Raw genomic sequence first — 15,978 nt, 5'->3', positions numbered from 1 at the left:
AGCATATTTTATCCTGAAAAAATGTTACTGCTACCACTGATCACCTTGGAACCACAAGAAACCATATCACCAACTCTTCCCACTCCAAACCCATTTGCAAACACTGTTTTTGATCCTTCAGTTAATACTCTACCTTCTGTAAAATTATCTCCTTTCCGGCAAACTGGCTTACCATTTACAAAAACATTGTTACTGCCACTAACGCAAAAATGTAGTGTTGCTTCTGCACAATAATCTCCTACTCGCACAACCGATTTATTCATCAATTAAGCTGTGTGATTCATATAGGTTATTACAATAAAAATGTAAGATCAAATAGAAATTTGTACTTGTGATAGTTTATATACCTTATTACAATTATGGTGGGAAGTATATCAACAATAAAAGCCGCAAGTAAATGGACTCTAAAGTTAAGCTACGCCTGAATTGGGTAAACCTATATAAAAAATTAGGTCATGCAGGAAGAGTATGTCAGCACTATAATATTTCACGCTTTACCTTACGCAAATGGTGTAAACGTTACAAGGAGTTTGGTGAAAAAGGATTAGAAAATCTTAGTAGCAGGCCTAAAACCTCACCTTTACAAAAAACCAATATATCTAGTGATCAACTTATTCTCCACTTAAGAAAAACTAGAAAATTAGGAGCAAGACGTATTCAAACTGAATTGAAACGTTTACATGATCTCTCTTTTTCATTGGCTACTATACACAAAGTTTTCAAAAAATATGATGTAAGTCTTTTACGTATTAAACGTCATTACCGCAAACAAATAAAGCGTTACAACTGTAAAGTACCAGGAGAACGTATACAGATGGATGTATGCAAAATAGCTTCTGGACTTTATCAGTATACCGCTATAGATGATTGTACACGTTATAAAGTTGTTACATTGTACCCAAGACGTACTGCAGAAAACACTCTAGATTTTCTTGAACAACTAAGAGAAAAAATGCCATTTCATTGTCAAAGAATTCAAACCGATAGAGGACAGGAATTTTTTGCTTATGGGGTGCAAGAATATTTGAAAAAATGGAAAATCAAATTTCGTCCTATCAAGCCATTTTCCCCGCATTTAAACGGTAAAGTGGAAAGAGCTCAGCGTACAGATTTAGATGAATTTTACAGTAGTGTTAACATCAAGGATCCTGACCTACAAATTAAACTCAGAGATTGGGAAAACCATTATAATAGACAACGTCCTCATAGCTCTCTTCAAGGGAAAACTCCATGGGAAAAATATAAAGAGCTAGAAAGTACAATTCCTTGTTTAAGTGAAGTGCAAAAAAATTACATTCCGTCAAAGGAGCCTTTTGTCATGCAAAATTACAAGCATGATCAAAGATTAAAGTCAATTCAAAAACACAACGTTACTTAACTATTTAAAATTCAGACTTAATCTGACAAATCAGTTGTTATGACCTATATGAATCACACAACTCATGACTGTTAGATATCGCATTAATCTTTCTGCTGTTACCAGTCTACATTCTTCAACTTTAAGGCCAGATTTTAAAATTTTATGTAAGACTTCTATTTTCCACCTAAGACAATACCAATTAACTTTTTCAATAGCTTCATCAAAAGTATTAACTGAAAGATTCGTTAAAAGCATCCACTCTAGTGGTGTTGATTCAGGAGGAGGATTTTTCTCAATAACTTGAACTACATAGAGCGGTAGGTCAGGTAGCTCTTCTTTATGTCTTAATCTTATATTGCCTCTATCTGGGTTCATAGTAAATTTTCCAAATCTAACTTCTAAAGATGCTATCCTTTTTGGCTTGTTATCTCTAGCCGGAATTTCAACTTCTACTTTTCCAGTACAAGGAACCCTTTCTATAAATTGCCATAATTTTTCTTCTCGAGAATACCTAGATGTTTTATTTACGTTTCGGTTTCTACAAGCTCTTATCAAAACCGCTGAATTAAGACGGTAAGCAAGCTCAAAAAAATCATAAATATCTGCTTCTCTATCACATACCGTTATAGTTTCTGTTTGAGTTGAATCTATAATTTCATTTGTTTTCTTTAAACTTTCTAGCCACTTTATGCTTTCTTTATCTTCAATACTAAGTCAGGTAAGGAAGCAGTATTACTACTACCCCCTCCCTTAGAAACGCAGCATGCAGGTTTCCCCACACTACGCTTGAGCCCCTTATCTAAGTTCTTCTTTTCTAGAACCGGCTTGTCCTTCATGATTCCTCAGGAAACATCATTCTTAATGGTGACACCAACAGTAGAGAACCTTCTCTTGAAAAGGAGCTTGCTAACATTCTTGTTCGTTTCACTCTCTCATCAAAATACTTTTTCCATTTTAAGTCAAGGGGATTTGCATCCGCTCTGATTTTAACATGTCGTCTGATAGGTATATCAATCAGCTTAAGCAGTCTTAAATACCGTATCTCTTTTGGTTTGTTCTTGCATATGGGTGCAGCAAAAACCCATTGGCGTTGACCCATTACTTTGAAGTAACGATTCTTTATCCAACGTAATCCTTTACGAGGATGTCTTTTCTTTGCCCATTTCCATAAACTATGCCAAATTTCATTGTCGATCTTTCTAAACGCTTTTTTAGCACACACATGGTGATAGTAATTTCCCCATCCTCTCAGTAGAGAGTTGAGTGACTTAATTACTATAGCCTGAGTGTTCGCTATATTTGCTTTTATCAATGTACGTGCTTTATTAAGAAGTCTTTTAATACTTTCTTTCGAAGGTTTAATAATTAACTTCTTATTATATCTACGTACATTACAACCAAGAAAGTCAAACCCTGTTGTAATAGATGTAATCTTTGTCTTCTCTTCTGACAGAATTAAACCTCGCTCATGAAGAAAAGATGATACTAAAGGCTTAACTTCCTTTTCCAGTACTTCATGTGTGAAACCTGAAATAATAAAGTCGTCTGCGTACCTGATTACATTCACTCCACTTCTGATTTTTCCTCTTCTTTTGCTACCTAATTTACCAAAGCGACTTTCTAATAACTGTTCAAGACCATCTAAGGTAAAGTTAGCTAGTATTGGAGAAATTATACTTCCTTGCGGAGTGCCAGCAGTTGTGGGATACAGAGTTTTCGATTCTAGGAAACCAGCTTTTAACCATCTATGAAGAATTTTCTTTTCCATAGGAATATGCTTCATAAGCCATTCATGGTTAATGTTGTCAAAGCACCCTTTGATATCACCTTCTAGTATCCATTGTGGTCGATTGCGTCTTGCCAGTAATAAGTGACAAGCAGCAATAGCATCCGCGCAGGATCTTTTAGGTCTAAAGCCATAGGAGTGACGATCACTGATCGTTTCAGCTATCGGTTCCAGAGCAAACAGATATAATGCTTGCATCGCTCTATCTTTTATCGTGGGTATACCGAGAGGCCTTCTTTTGCCATTAGATTTACTGATATAAATTCGTTTGAGCGGAGAAGGTTTATATCCTCTTTGTTTTAACAGCTTTATTCCTTGAAATTTAGCATTGCAAGTTGACCATAGTTGACGATCTACACCTGCTGTGGTTTTTCCTTGGTTTTCAGTTACTCTCTTAACAGCCAAAGCTTTTCCGCTAAAAGAGCGTGTGAGAAGATGTTGTAAAGCTTTTACCTTACCCCATCTTCCTTCTTGGACAGCCTTAACAATACGTCTTTGTAGCCTCACAATAACTTTCTGGCATTTCTTCCATGGCAATTGCTTCCATGCTTCAAAGCTTTCGGTAGATGCACTTACAGGTTTACTTGTAATCATCTGCTTTCCTACCTTAAGTGGTTAACAAAGTTTCTTGTCACGAGGGACCAAATGGAAGTCTGCTCGTTTTCACGCGAATTAATGTTACAAATTGTATCCATTTCGTTACAAAATGGCATTCGCTTTCTCCATTCTCCTTTACCTGCACTTCCATCAGCATTCCTTGCGGTTTGCTTGCCATGTAGGCGAAAATACAGGCTTACCCTGTTTCTCCAGTCATACAACAGTGGGTTAGGTGGCTTCTCTATACCGGTGGAGTTATTATTTGCGTACATCTAGAAATGAAAAATGTAACTTATCCACATTACCTTTTGGTCAGAGCTTATCAGCATCTTTAGCTCTTTCATCGTATCGGTACTTATAAAGCTTCACTTACGTTCACCATACCACTAGCCTAGCCCTCCAACCACATGATGCTTGCAGTTTATGCCCCTCTCACGATTGAGCATCTTCTTTTTCAAGAGGAGGTTCATTGTCCGCATCGCTTGGCACCAACCGGTTGCCCGATTCGCACTGATGCGTAGACTCAGACGGCAAAACATCTGGTTTAATAAGTTTTAGAATCCTTTCAGTTTCTTTCTGAATGAATTCCTCTCCTTTTAAACAATATGACCGAAGACTTTCAGGTCGCACCATTTCAACTATGACTTGCAGCCCATTTTCATCTCTACAAAGAACGTCAACAATGCTTTGCTTTTTAGAGGCAATGTCAGGGTCTTGAATAGTACTTAAAAACTCTATATCCTTTATTGCACTTTTGCCAGTGAAGCCAAGAATATCATTAAGAAAGTGAATAAGGATATCTTTATTTTTTTCAGTACCAAAGATGCGTTTGAATGATATGTCATTCTTAGGATCGAGAAACTTCGAAAGAGCCATGACGAATTAACCTAAAAAGCGTTAATAATTATACACAATTGTGAAGAAATATTCAACGTTTTTGTGCTAAAGCCTATTAAGGTTAGCTAAATTTCAAGAGTCGGCAAAAAACTACCTTCATAAATGACCCTAGAATGCTACCACGCACCTTAATGTTATATTTTATCATCTTTTACAACTCCCTCTATAAACCCCAGCAAATGAATTCATGAGCTATAAAGAGCTTTAAAAACAATTATTTTGGGTATGAGAGACTAACCTCCTAATAAAAATACGAGCCTAAAAGCTCAATTACGATTTACCTAACATCGTGAGATACCGTCTCGTCAGTCAACAAAAAAATTATAAAAATTGAACCTTAAGCTGTATTGTAAAATCACAAAATACTGCCAACTGTTTAGTGGTATAAAGATTATTATAGTTAATGTATATGTTGATAAGTAAATTAGTTTTATATATAAGACAGCAGGAATTTACTTATCAACATATACATTAACCAACTACATTAAACGAATTTATATAAAATACTATTTTATATTAGATGGTAGCATCTTAAATTACTAAAACTTCAGTCAACCTCCTAGCCCTGTAGTTTTTAATATGGTCAGGATTAAAAGCACTTTTGGATCTCAGGATACCAAAAATAGTATGGAGTAGTTTACGCATTGCAGCACCAACGATGGCCATATTATGCTTACCCTTTTCCTTTAATCTTTGGCAAAAGCTCATAATGATAGGATTGTGATTCTTAGCTACTATAGCAGGAAAGAAAAGTGCCTTACATAATGTTCGCGAACCAACTTTACTTAATCTGGGCTTGGCATGTACAGATGAACCTGACGTTATGTTTCGTGGTATAACTCCTGCATATGCTGCCAATTGCCTGGCATCTCTAAAAGCCTTTATGTCAGGAACTTCAGCTAAAATAGCTATTGCTGATTCCTCTCCTATTCCTGGAATAGTTAATAAAAGTTGAAAATTTTCCAACAATTCTTTGTGCTGTTTTAGTAGTTCACGTACAGAGTTTTTTATTGTTTCTATTTTTTGTTCTATGTTCATTGCAAGGTCTTCCCAAGCATTTGCAACTTCTTTTGGCAGTCTCTCTTTTTTTTCTAAGTGGTTATTTACTAATGTCAATTCATCTTTTAACGCAGCCGAGCAGCGATAAAGATGTTTTAGTTTTTTCAATTCAGAAGAAGGCGGTGTCCAGCGAGAAGGTTCCTGTCTTTGGCAATAATCAGCAATAATTTCTGCATCAGTCTGATCATTCTTTTGTCGTACAAGCTTACTCCTCGCATAAGATTTAATACAATAAGGATTTATAACACTAACAAAATGCCCAGTATTGTGCAGAAATTCAGCCAAAGCTCCGCTATAACAACCAGTAGCTTCCATACAAGCTTTCACTTGTTCTACGTTATGTTTTTGTAGAAAGCTCAGTAGACCTTGAAACCCATTATCATCGTTCTTAAAGCTCCTTTTCCTAGCTTCACGTTTTCCTTTTTTGCTTATGAATGAAAGAAAGACATCAAAACGTTCTTTTGAAATGTCTATGCCTAAAAAATTGTTGATCATATATAACCCCGTACGTTACTATTAAAATGAAAAGTAAGGCTTACCTTGTGAATACAGAATTAGAACCACTTAGGTTTTTCTATGATACCGTCCAGCCTATACTTTTGAGGAGGAAGCTCTTATCTCACGAGCAGATTCTTAATCTTGGACAGGTTTCAGAGTTCTTCCTCCTCCATCTAATATTTAAGCTTAAAACATTAGATGCTTTTTTCAAGATACAAGGACAGGTTTGTCAATCTCTCACATCTTACATTTTAAAATATTCAAAAAATAATATCAACATATTTCGGTAGCAAATTTACGTTGAATCTATATCCTGTAAGTATGGGCGAAAAAAAGAAGGTTACAATATATACAGATGGAGCATGTTCCGGAAATCCTGGGCCTGGTGGATAGGCAGCCGTGGTGATGTATGAAAATAAAAGTGTCTTTATCAAGAAACGTATCTCTGGAGGTGAAAACGAATAACAAAATGGAGTTAAAGGCTGTGATTAACGGGCTAAAGATGTTGAAAGTTTCTTGCGAAGTTGTTTTACACACTGATAGTCAGTATATTAAACAAGGTATAACAGAGTGGATCAATAAATGGAAGGTAAATGGTTGGAAGACAGCCGATAAAAAGCCAGTGAAGAACAGAGAATTATGGCAGGAACTAGATGAAGTTGCTTTGCAGCATGATATTAATTGGAAGTGGGTTAGAGCTCACAACGGTAATATGTACAACGAGGAGGAAAATAGACTTGCTAGAAAGGAATCTAAAAAGCTAAAATATAGAGATTGTGAGGTCAAAAAATCACCAAAAAATAGAGGGAACTCTAAGTTTCATAGATTGGGTGGGGTATTATGGCAATAATTCTTTTAGACACAAAAACTATAAATCGTATAGCAGCGGGAGAGGTAATAGAAAGGCCAGCGAGTGTAGTAAAGGAATTAGTAGAAAATGCAATAGATGCTGGAAGTTCAGAGATAGAGATCAAAATAGAAAGTGGTGGGCGCAATCTTATAACTGTGACAGATAATGGAAATGGAATAGAAAAGGAAGATTTGGAACTTGCGTTTATGCGCCACGCTACTTCAAAATTAAGCGATAGTGAGTTAATAGAAATCAAGCACCTTGGGTTCAGAGGAGAAGCTTTACCTTCAATTGCAGCAGTAAGTAGAATGAAATTATCGTCTAAGGCAAGTGGAGCAAAGGAAGCATGGTCTATAAGGTATGAGGGAGGAGAAAAAATAAGAGAGATTACACCTTGTTCTTTGCTACAGGGTACATATATTGAAGTTCGTGACTTATTTTTTGCCACACCAAATAGATTAAAATTTCTAAAAACCGAGAGGGCAGAAACACAAAGCATTGTTGATATTGTAAATAACTTAGCAATGATTAACTATAGTATTGGGTTTACTCTCACTTCCGGTAATAAAAAGCTCTTAAAATATGTTAAGCAAACTTCATTATTTAACAGATTATGTGAAGTAGAAGAAGAATTTCAGAGCAATTCGCTGGAAGTAAAAGAGGAAGAGGAAGGCATCAAACTTACGGGACATATCTGTAAACCAACTATCAATCGAGGCAATTCAACTCAGATCTATACGTTTGTTAATAGAAGGCCAATAAAAGACAATCTACTTGTTGGTGCAATTCGATACGCATATCAAGATTTGATTCCAGTTGGAAGGTATCCTTTTGCAGCGCTGCACTTAGAGATACCATACGATCAAGTAGATGTAAATGTGCATCCAAATAAATCAGAGGTAAGGTTTCAGAACAAGAGGCTAGTATATGAAATAGTGAGAAGAGGGCTAATAAAAGCGTTGTCAATGAGAATAGATACCTCTTCAGTGAGTGATATTGATGGATCTAGGTGTCAAGGTATTGGAGAAGGACTGGGTGGTTCGTCTTTTGATGTTAGTGAAAGTCAAAGGAATAATGAGCGTGTTAATAATGGAAAAAGCAGAGAAGTAAAGGGTCGAAAAGAATTTTACGAAAGAAGGCCAAGTCCTTTTGAGAATCAGCTAATGAAAGAATTCAACTTGCCAAATGCAGGAGAGAAAGGCTTATCAGAACGGTCAGAATCATTTGACTATACTGGTATACAGAGATTACCACGACAAGCGGAGACTATGGTTTTAGAAAGGGAGCAAATTGATTTAATAGAGGATCATCCTCTAGGATATGCACGCTGTCAGGTCTACAATACTTACATTATTGCTGAGGCTAAAGGCAAATTAATTATAGTAGACCAGCACGCAGCTCATGAGAGGTTGATCTATGAGTGCTTAAAACAAAAATCAAGCATAAAAAGGCAAAAGCTTCTTCTTCCTGAAATAGTCGAGATTAAAAACCAAGCAGGAATGGAGATGGTTGAAATGTATAAAGATAAGCTTTTCGAAATGGGTTTTGGTATTGAAATAGAATCAGAAGATAAAGTAAGGGTGAAAGAAATACCTGCAATTTTAGGAACAATAAATGTGAAAGAGATGGTGATGAATATAGTTGATAGATTAATGGAGATAGGAGATACGCTACCTATAGAAGAAAAAGTGAACAAGATACTAGCTACCATTGCGTGCCATGGGTCAATTAGAGCTGGGAGGGCAATGAAGTTGGAGGAGATGAATGAGTTGATGAGACAAATGGAGGAAACACCTTATGCTGGGCAATGCAATCACGGAAGACCAACGTATATAGAAATTAAACTAAGTGATATAGAAAAATTGTTTGAAAGGAGATGAGTTCAGTTTGTCAAAAAGGTTGCCAATTAAGTATACGTAACAGCTCTTCTGATTATGGAGTATAAAATTTGAAAAAAGAGAATAAATGCTCTAATTTTCTAGATTACAAAGTGATAGGACAGGAAGTAAGAAATCGTAGATTAGCAAAGGGATATACTCAAAAAGATTTAGCAAAAAAAATCGGAACAACATATCAGGTAATACTGCAATATGAAAAAGGAACACGCAGAATTTCAATTAAGAAGTTATATGAATTAGCAGAAGCATTATCAACAACTGCTAGAGATCTAGCTTGCGTACAAGAAGTATCAAATGAGGGAAGGTATGAGGGAGAAGAGGTATTAAATCTAGTAAGAAGACATAGAGAGATTAAGGATCAAGAATTACGTGAAACGTTTTATTTATTAACTAAATTCATCCGTATTAGTGAGGAAGAAAGTGGAAAAGCGGTAAAAATAGAAGTAGCAAAGGGTTTGGTTAAGGAAGGAGTTTCTGCTCATGTTATCTCTCAAACGACCAGTTTATCTATTGATGAATATGATAATGATGAGAAAAAAATTTCCATTCCGTATAAAGTAGGTCAAAGAATAAAAGAATGGAGGTTGAGAAGAGGATACACTCAAGAAGATTTAGCAAGTAAAGTGGGTATAATAAATCAAAGAATATATGAATATGAACAAGGACGAGCTGGTGTTTCACTTGAAATGTTAGATGAAATAGCAAAGGTACTATTAATTAGTATTACAGACCTACTTCCAGAAACAACAGAAAATGAGAATAGTGAAGTGGAACTATCAAGGTTAATAGAAGAATACAAAAAGATTAAAAGCCAAGAACTACGTAATGTACTAATAAAATCTCTGTTTGAAAGCATACAAGTTTGCAAAGAGAAAGTGAAGAGAGTAGAAAAGATGAAAATTACAAAGAATTTAGTTAAGGAAGGAATTTCTATCAATATTATTTTAAAAACAGTAGACATCTCTTTGGACGAAATTCAACAAATTTAAAATAAAAAATCAGTATCTATTAATATCTTTACTTTTTGATGAAAAAATAAGTAAAAAAGATTGAAAAATTGATTTGACTTCACTCAAAAGCTATGGCCTTATGCCAATGCTGATAAAAAAACAGCAGTAAATATATAAAAACATTTTGTTATTAGTGAAGGGTAATTTTTATGAATAATAAGAAAGATCGTAGAGAAGAAATAGAATTCAGAGCATTAGAAAGCAACGGTAAAGCTTTACTTGATCGTGAAGTAATAGAAACGTTTCTAAGTGCAGTGCATGACAGGGAAGAAGCTCGAGTTACTGCTAGAAAGCTAATGGATAATTTTGGAATAGGAGGAATTTTAGGTCAGGAAATAGATGACTTGAAAACTATAGAAGGGATAACTGACTCTACAGTAGCAGTAATTTTATGCCTAAAGGAAGCTGCAAAGAGAGTACCAAGAGAAGAGTTAAAGAAAGGACCTGTAATGGATAACTTGGAAACCATCGTAAAATATTTAAGGGTGAGTATTGGTTATTCAGAGGAGGAAAAGATGAAAATAATATATTTTGATCAAAAGTGCCGTTTAAAGGGGGAAGAAGTGTTCACTGGTACAGTGGATAAGGTACCTTTTTACATAAGAGAAGTAACAAGAAAGGCATTAATAAGAAAAGCGACGTCAATAATAATATCGCATAACCACCCAGAAGGAAGGTTAAAGCCATCTGATGAGGATGAAGCTGTAACTAAAGACTTGGCTAAAGCTTGTCAGACTATAGGGATTAGGTTACTGGATCACATTATCATCACAAGTGTTGGGTATTTTAGCTTTAAAGAGCAAGGACTGTTATAAAGCAGATATTTGAAGATTTTCATGAGTTGTTTAACTACTTGAATGAAGAAAGTATTTGCAATCACATTAATCATTGCTTATAATTAATGAGAAAGTATATATTGAATTAATAATAAAGTAATAAAGTAGGTTATAGACTTAGTAAAGTATATTTAATAGCGGAGGCTAATATGGTTAATAAAATAATTGTACCTTTTGATGATCAAGAAGGAGGTGTTTACGAATTAAATGTTGATCTTGATAGATTATCAAAGGGTGAAATATCAAATGCGATTATAGGAATTGGTCGTACTAACACCTTTGTAGGCAAAATTAATAAGGCTAAAAAACCTGGAGAAGTGCCCTCCTCTAATAGAGACGTTCAAATCAACTATGGAAAAGGGCTTGATTATATATATGGTACAAAACCTTTAAACGATCAAGCAGAATATTTAAATCCATTTACTTCAGCTTTGAAAAAAATAAAGCCAAGTGCAAGCGAAAGTGAAAAGTTAAGCTGGTTTAAGAGTTCTGTAGTAGAGGCAAAAAGCGTAAATGAATTGCATAAAGCCATAGACCAAGTATTAGCATCTGGAGGAAGGCTAAATGCATGTAATGATGGGGAGTGGAGCTTTGCTGAGTATGTAATATTGGGTACACATTTTCATAAATTTGATAAGGCTGATCGTAAAAAGCTAATACGTAAACTAATGCTAAACGGTGCAGAGTTTCATGATACTTTATTGGAGAATAAATTGATAGGTGAAATCTATAATGAGCTACAGCCAGAAGTTCAGCCACAGATAGATGAGAGACTAGAAGAACTAGAGAAAGCTGGCGAAAGTGCTCTTCAAGAAGGAGAATTAATAGATATCGAGATAGACAATGCAACATTATATATAGAATTTTCTGAGGACAGTAAAGTAGAGGTTGCCAAAATACTGAGAGATTTAGGAAGTAATATTTTAAAAATTGGCAATGATGCAGTTGAGGTTAAAAGTGAGAAGGGAGGTATAAGAAACTATATCGATATGTCAGATGAAAGCTCTATTATATTAGAATTTCCTACAAGCATTGGTCAGCTAAATATTATATTGTACCACGATGTAAAAAAATATGATCAAGTACAAGTGAGAGTAGAAAACAAAGAAATGTGGGCTGAGTTACAAAAAAGAGGCGAAGAAATAGGAAAAAACTGCCTTTTTGGAGGAGTGAAACTTCAAGAAGCAGTAGAGAAAGGTAATTTCACTAGATATGGCATATGGAGTGAAAAGTATGCTATAAAAGAGGTTAGCAATAATGAAGTATTGTCTCCGTGGGTAAATAGAATACGTAAAGGTAGTAAAGAAACCTTTAGAGAACTTTAATCCGTCTACAGCCAACTTTAAGGTTCCAGAGGTTTTTTCTTGCCGTTATATCTGAGCTATAGTAGAAAATATTATATATGGTTCTTTGTATGGAAAAAAGTCTAGACTATGAAGTAGGGCAAAAAGTGAAAAGTTGGAGGTTAGAGAGAGGGTATACTCAGAAGGATTTAGCGGAGAAGGTTGGTGTAAAGTACTGGGCAATACTGCAATATGAAAAAGGGAGTCGTAAAATTCCAATTAAGAAATTATATGCTATAGCAGAAGCGTTATCAGTAAATGTTAAAGGTCTAGTTTGTGGGGAGATGCTACCAAATGAAAAAAGATATTTTGAAGATGAAGAAATATTAAATTTAGTAAAGGGGTATAAGGATAAAGAATTAAGCGAGGTATTTTATTTATTAACCAAATTTATTCGTTTGAGTGAGGAAAGAAGCAGAAAAGCGGTAAAAATGGAAGTAGCAAGGGGTTTGATGAAAGTAGGAGTTTCTGCTCATGTTATCTCTCGAACAACTAACTTATCTATTGGTGAGTATGAGGAGAACAAAATTCCCATTCCATACAAAGTAGGGCAAAGGATAAAAGAGTGGAGATTGATACGAGGATATACTCAAAAAGATTTAGCGAATAAAGTTGGCATAACAAATCAAGGAATATACGAATATGAACAAGGGAGAGCTGCTGTCTCACTTGAAATGTTAGATGAAATAGCAAAGGTATTATCAATCAGTATCATAGATCTACTTCCCGAATCAGATGAGGATAGTGAAGCGGAAGAAAAGCTATCAAACTTGATAGAAGAATACAAAAAGATTGAGAGTCGGGAATTACGCGATATGCTAATCAAGTCTTTATTTGAAGGTATACATGTTTATAGAGAAAAGGTCAGAGAGGAAAAGAAGATTGAAGTTGCAAGGAATTTAGTGAAAGAAGGAATTTCTGTTGATATTATCTTGCAAACGACAGGCTTATCAAATTATATGATTGAGAAATTTTTGTGATTTCATAAAAACTTAGCCAATAGTGGATTTTTTTGTGATAGAATATATGTTTGCTTCTGTAGGAAAAACAGCTTTTAGAGGATTTATCTATGATAATTCAGAGCATGTTGGCTCAGTAAGCTACGAGCTAGGGAAAAAAATAGAAGGTTGTAGGATAGTACAAGGGTATACTCAGGCAAAATTAGCAAGCAAAATTGGTTTAACACATAAGGAAATACATAACTTTGAACTAGGGTGCAAGGCTATTACAATCAAAGAATCGTATATAATAGCAGGAGCATTGTCAGTTAATGTTATAGATCTACTTCCAGAACCAACAGTACTAAGAGAAAACAGTTGGTATGAAGATGAGGATAAAGAAATAGTCTATCTAACAAAAATACATAGAGAAATTAAGGATCAGGAATTACGCAAGAAGCTGTATCCATTAGTAAGGTTTGTATATATTAGCGAGAAAATTAGCCAAGAAGAAGCGAAAATAGAAGTAGCAAAGAATCTAGTGAAAGAAGGAGTTTCAGTTGATATTATTTCCCAAGTGACTCGCTTATCTACTTACGAATATGATGATATAGAGAAAGAAATTTGTACTGATTCTATACTCTACAAAGTGGGGAAAAGGATAAAAGAGCAGAGATTAATACGGGAATACACTCAGGAGGACTTGGCAAATAAAATCGGTTCAACACCTAAAGAAATACACGACTATGAACGAGGATATACAGACATTCCAATTGAAATATTATATAAGATAGCAAAGACATTATCAGTTAACATTAAAGCTCTTGGACTAACAGAATATGAAAATGAGCCAGTTTTTGGGTTTATAGGTAAATGCGAAAAAATTGAGGATCAAGAATTACTGGATACGGTAGCCAGATCTTTATCTGAAGGAATGCAAACTGGTAAAGAAAAGGTTAAAAAAGCAGAGAAAATCAAGATTGCAAAAGATCTAGTTAAGGAAGGTGTTGCTATTGATATTATTGTGCGAGCAAGTGGCCTAACTGCTGATGAGTGTGAAAATTGAATTGTGTTAAACAATATATTAAGATGTAAGTAAAGATAGTTGTATATTTAATATTTCTATACAGAATTTTTCTATCACTTTCTGATTGTCCTCTATCATTGCCTTTGCCTCCTGTTGAAGAAATTTGATATTTTTTGATGTAATGTTATCCATGTCAGCCGACGCTAGCTTCAATTGCGATTGTATTCTTACGTATCTATTGCCTATTACTTGATTCATCTGATAATTTACGCAGTCCAATCCAGAGGCAAACATCACATTTAACAAAGGTTTTATCCAGCCTATTTTTCCAAATCTCTTTGAATTGGCATACTCTATGCTTCTGTCTGTTCTTCCAGTACCTATCGATAACAGTAGAATATCATCATTTGGAAATAACCTCTTACCACTTGCATATGCACAAGCCGCTGGATTATTGGCAAACACCCCACCATCCACTAATACTCTGTTTATCTGGTTAATTTTTAGATGTTTTGGTATGAAATAAGTAGGTGCAGCCGTTGCAGCTCTGAGTGCATCTTTCAGCTTAATATTACCTTCTTTCCAGCTTTTGAAGAAAAATGGGCAGTTATTGTGAATATCGTAACTCGTAATCAACACATCACTTAAAGTGTTTTTAAGGATATCATCGCCAAAATATTTATCCAGTACAAATTCAATATTTTTATGTGGGTATTGTGTGCAATTAAGCCAAGAAAATATTGATCTTCTCAAAAATGAAGATTTAAAAATATATGACCCGTATTTTTGGTAAAGCTCGACTAAATCATTGGCTGAATATTGAGGGTTTCCTTGTTTATCTTTTTTACATAATCCTGCTACAACAATTCCACCGGTTGAAGTTCCTGCCATTAAGTGAAAGATTTCAGCTATCGGTTTTCTTGTCCTTTGCTCTATTTCTGCTAGAATAATGGCTGGTATGATGCCTCTTATGCCACCTCCATCAACGGATAAAATATATTTAATCATTGTGAATTTGGGTAAAGGTATTAAGATTTAATTTTTCCGCTTAGAACGTGTAATTTAAACTCATCCAATTCCTCAGAAAGATTTTTTACCCTTTCCTCAAGTACTAACACTTTTTCCATTAAACCATATTCAATAAGTTTATCGTGAAATTGTACCCTTGAGTCTAACTTGGATAACCACCATATCAATGCTACGGTTTGGATTAATATGGTAATAATTACCGTAATTGGGATTTTTTGCTTTTTCATGTGAAAGTATTAATCTATTATGGATAGTTTGAGGATTTATATAGAGATCATAGAAAACTTACAGCTTTAGTGATTACTTTTTGTTGATTCGTATTGATCCTCTGCTTTAGCAAGTAGCTTTATGATTTTATCGTAATGTTTGTTATTTTTATTGTGTCGCGATTCCACTACAGCCATATTTCTAGGTCTTCTTCCGTCTTGGGCTGTAGCTGTAGGATTTGCTCCTTTGCTTAGTAAAAACTCAACGATTTCCAAATGTCCCTTATCTGCTGCATGGTGCAAAGCTGTCCATCCCATATACCCACCTGTAGCATTTATATTTGCTTTTTCTTTCACTAAAAACTCAACAATTCTTAGACACCCAGAATCAGATGCATGATGTAATGCTGTTAACTTATTAATCTGTACGCTAGTATCTAACAAATTTTCTACTGAGAATTTAACAATCTCTAAGTTACAATTTTCAGATGCAATTTGTAATATTGTTTTATAATTATCTGTAGCTTTTGCTTTCATATAACAATAAGTAATAATAACACATACTACTGTTACTATAAACCACCAAAAATGTAGCTTATTTCTTGAGTCTCTATTCATATTTAATACCTTTTTCAATATTAAAC

At 34.7% G+C, this 15,978-nt stretch carries 14 protein-coding genes and 4 pseudogenes; 8 read left to right on the top strand and 10 right to left on the bottom strand.

The annotated features are described in order from the left end of the window. Positions 1-8: 8 nt before the first annotated feature. Positions 9-263 carry a PAAR domain-containing protein gene (locus ABWU28_RS04955; protein WP_264376894.1) on the bottom strand — a complete coding sequence of 85 codons (255 nt, stop codon included), beginning with the start codon at positions 261-263 and terminating at the stop codon, positions 9-11. A gap of 134 nt (positions 264-397) precedes the next feature. On the opposite strand from ABWU28_RS04955, the gene ABWU28_RS04950 reads away from it, so the two are divergent. Further along, positions 398-1,378 (top strand): IS481 family transposase, encoded by a 981-nt coding sequence (locus ABWU28_RS04950; RefSeq protein WP_019078870.1) that lies wholly within the window; start codon positions 398-400, stop codon positions 1,376-1,378. Positions 1,379-1,432: 54 nt separating this feature from the next. On the opposite strand, the pseudogene ABWU28_RS04945 reads toward ABWU28_RS04950, so the two are convergent. The 6 genes and pseudogenes from ABWU28_RS04945 to ABWU28_RS04920 all read right to left on the bottom strand — a co-directional run. Next, positions 1,433-2,074 (bottom strand): annotated as a pseudogene (locus tag ABWU28_RS04945) (IS4 family transposase); the annotation flags it as partial. Then, positions 2,056-2,196 (bottom strand): annotated as a pseudogene (locus ABWU28_RS04940) (transposase); the annotation flags it as partial. The pseudogenes ABWU28_RS04940 and ABWU28_RS04945, both read right to left, overlap by 19 nt. Next, complete coding sequence (gene ltrA, locus ABWU28_RS04935) at positions 2,193-3,740, bottom strand: group II intron reverse transcriptase/maturase (RefSeq protein WP_019236826.1); 1,548 nt, start codon at positions 3,738-3,740, stop codon at positions 2,193-2,195. The pseudogene ABWU28_RS04940 and the gene ltrA, both read right to left, overlap by 4 nt. A 37-nt stretch (positions 3,741-3,777) precedes the next feature. Continuing rightward, positions 3,778-3,921, bottom strand: a complete 144-nt coding sequence (locus ABWU28_RS04930; RefSeq protein ID WP_353274966.1) for a hypothetical protein — start codon at positions 3,919-3,921, stop codon at positions 3,778-3,780. A 452-nt stretch (positions 3,922-4,373) separates the two neighbouring features. After that, a pseudogene (locus ABWU28_RS04925) lies at positions 4,374-4,619 on the bottom strand (PD-(D/E)XK nuclease family transposase); the annotation flags it as partial. Positions 4,620-5,171: 552 nt separating this feature from the next. After that, positions 5,172-6,194 (bottom strand): IS110 family transposase, encoded by a 1,023-nt coding sequence (locus ABWU28_RS04920; RefSeq protein ID WP_264377700.1) that lies wholly within the window; start codon positions 6,192-6,194, stop codon positions 5,172-5,174. 324 nt (positions 6,195-6,518) lie between these two features. On the opposite strand from ABWU28_RS04920, the pseudogene rnhA reads away from it, so the two are divergent. The 7 genes and pseudogenes from rnhA to ABWU28_RS04885 form a co-directional block, all read left to right on the top strand. Further along, a pseudogene (rnhA, locus tag ABWU28_RS04915) lies at positions 6,519-6,948 on the top strand (ribonuclease HI); the annotation flags it as partial. An 89-nt stretch (positions 6,949-7,037) separates the two neighbouring features. Beyond that, the gene (mutL, locus tag ABWU28_RS04910) at positions 7,038-8,927 is read left to right on the top strand and encodes a DNA mismatch repair endonuclease MutL (protein ID WP_353275050.1); all 1,890 of its coding nucleotides are present in this window, start codon (positions 7,038-7,040) and stop codon (positions 8,925-8,927) included. 68 nt (positions 8,928-8,995) lie between these two features. Beyond that, positions 8,996-9,934: a helix-turn-helix domain-containing protein gene (locus ABWU28_RS04905; RefSeq protein ID WP_353275048.1), complete on the top strand. Its 939-nt coding sequence runs from the start codon at positions 8,996-8,998 to the stop codon at positions 9,932-9,934. Between the two features lie 170 nt (positions 9,935-10,104). Beyond that, the gene (locus ABWU28_RS04900; protein ID WP_353275046.1) at positions 10,105-10,770 is read left to right on the top strand and encodes a RadC family protein; all 666 of its coding nucleotides are present in this window, start codon (positions 10,105-10,107) and stop codon (positions 10,768-10,770) included. Positions 10,771-10,940: 170 nt separating this feature from the next. Beyond that, complete coding sequence (locus ABWU28_RS04895; RefSeq protein WP_353275045.1) at positions 10,941-12,116, top strand: hypothetical protein; 1,176 nt, start codon at positions 10,941-10,943, stop codon at positions 12,114-12,116. Between the two features lie 89 nt (positions 12,117-12,205). Then, a complete protein-coding gene (locus ABWU28_RS04890; protein ID WP_353275043.1) occupies positions 12,206-13,114 on the top strand; it encodes a helix-turn-helix domain-containing protein in 909 nt (302 codons plus the stop codon). A 46-nt stretch (positions 13,115-13,160) separates the two neighbouring features. Beyond that, positions 13,161-14,138 carry a helix-turn-helix transcriptional regulator gene (locus ABWU28_RS04885; protein ID WP_353275041.1) on the top strand — a complete coding sequence of 326 codons (978 nt, stop codon included), beginning with the start codon at positions 13,161-13,163 and terminating at the stop codon, positions 14,136-14,138. 18 nt (positions 14,139-14,156) lie between these two features. On the opposite strand, the gene ABWU28_RS04880 is transcribed toward ABWU28_RS04885, so the two are convergent. From ABWU28_RS04880 to ABWU28_RS04870, 3 genes are all read right to left on the bottom strand, one after another. After that, the gene (locus ABWU28_RS04880; RefSeq protein WP_353275039.1) at positions 14,157-15,107 is read right to left on the bottom strand and encodes a patatin-like phospholipase family protein; all 951 of its coding nucleotides are present in this window, start codon (positions 15,105-15,107) and stop codon (positions 14,157-14,159) included. A 20-nt stretch (positions 15,108-15,127) separates the two neighbouring features. Further along, positions 15,128-15,355 (bottom strand): hypothetical protein, encoded by a 228-nt coding sequence (locus ABWU28_RS04875; RefSeq protein ID WP_281508790.1) that lies wholly within the window; start codon positions 15,353-15,355, stop codon positions 15,128-15,130. 66 nt (positions 15,356-15,421) lie between these two features. Continuing rightward, the gene (locus tag ABWU28_RS04870) at positions 15,422-15,952 is read right to left on the bottom strand and encodes an ankyrin repeat domain-containing protein (protein ID WP_230609188.1); all 531 of its coding nucleotides are present in this window, start codon (positions 15,950-15,952) and stop codon (positions 15,422-15,424) included. Positions 15,953-15,978: the final 26 nt, after the last annotated feature.

The organism is Wolbachia endosymbiont (group B) of Pilophorus perplexus (genome assembly GCF_964028155.1).
Classification (GTDB): Bacteria; Pseudomonadota; Alphaproteobacteria; order Rickettsiales; family Anaplasmataceae; genus Wolbachia.
This window is presented reverse-complemented; position numbering and strand designations above follow the sequence as displayed.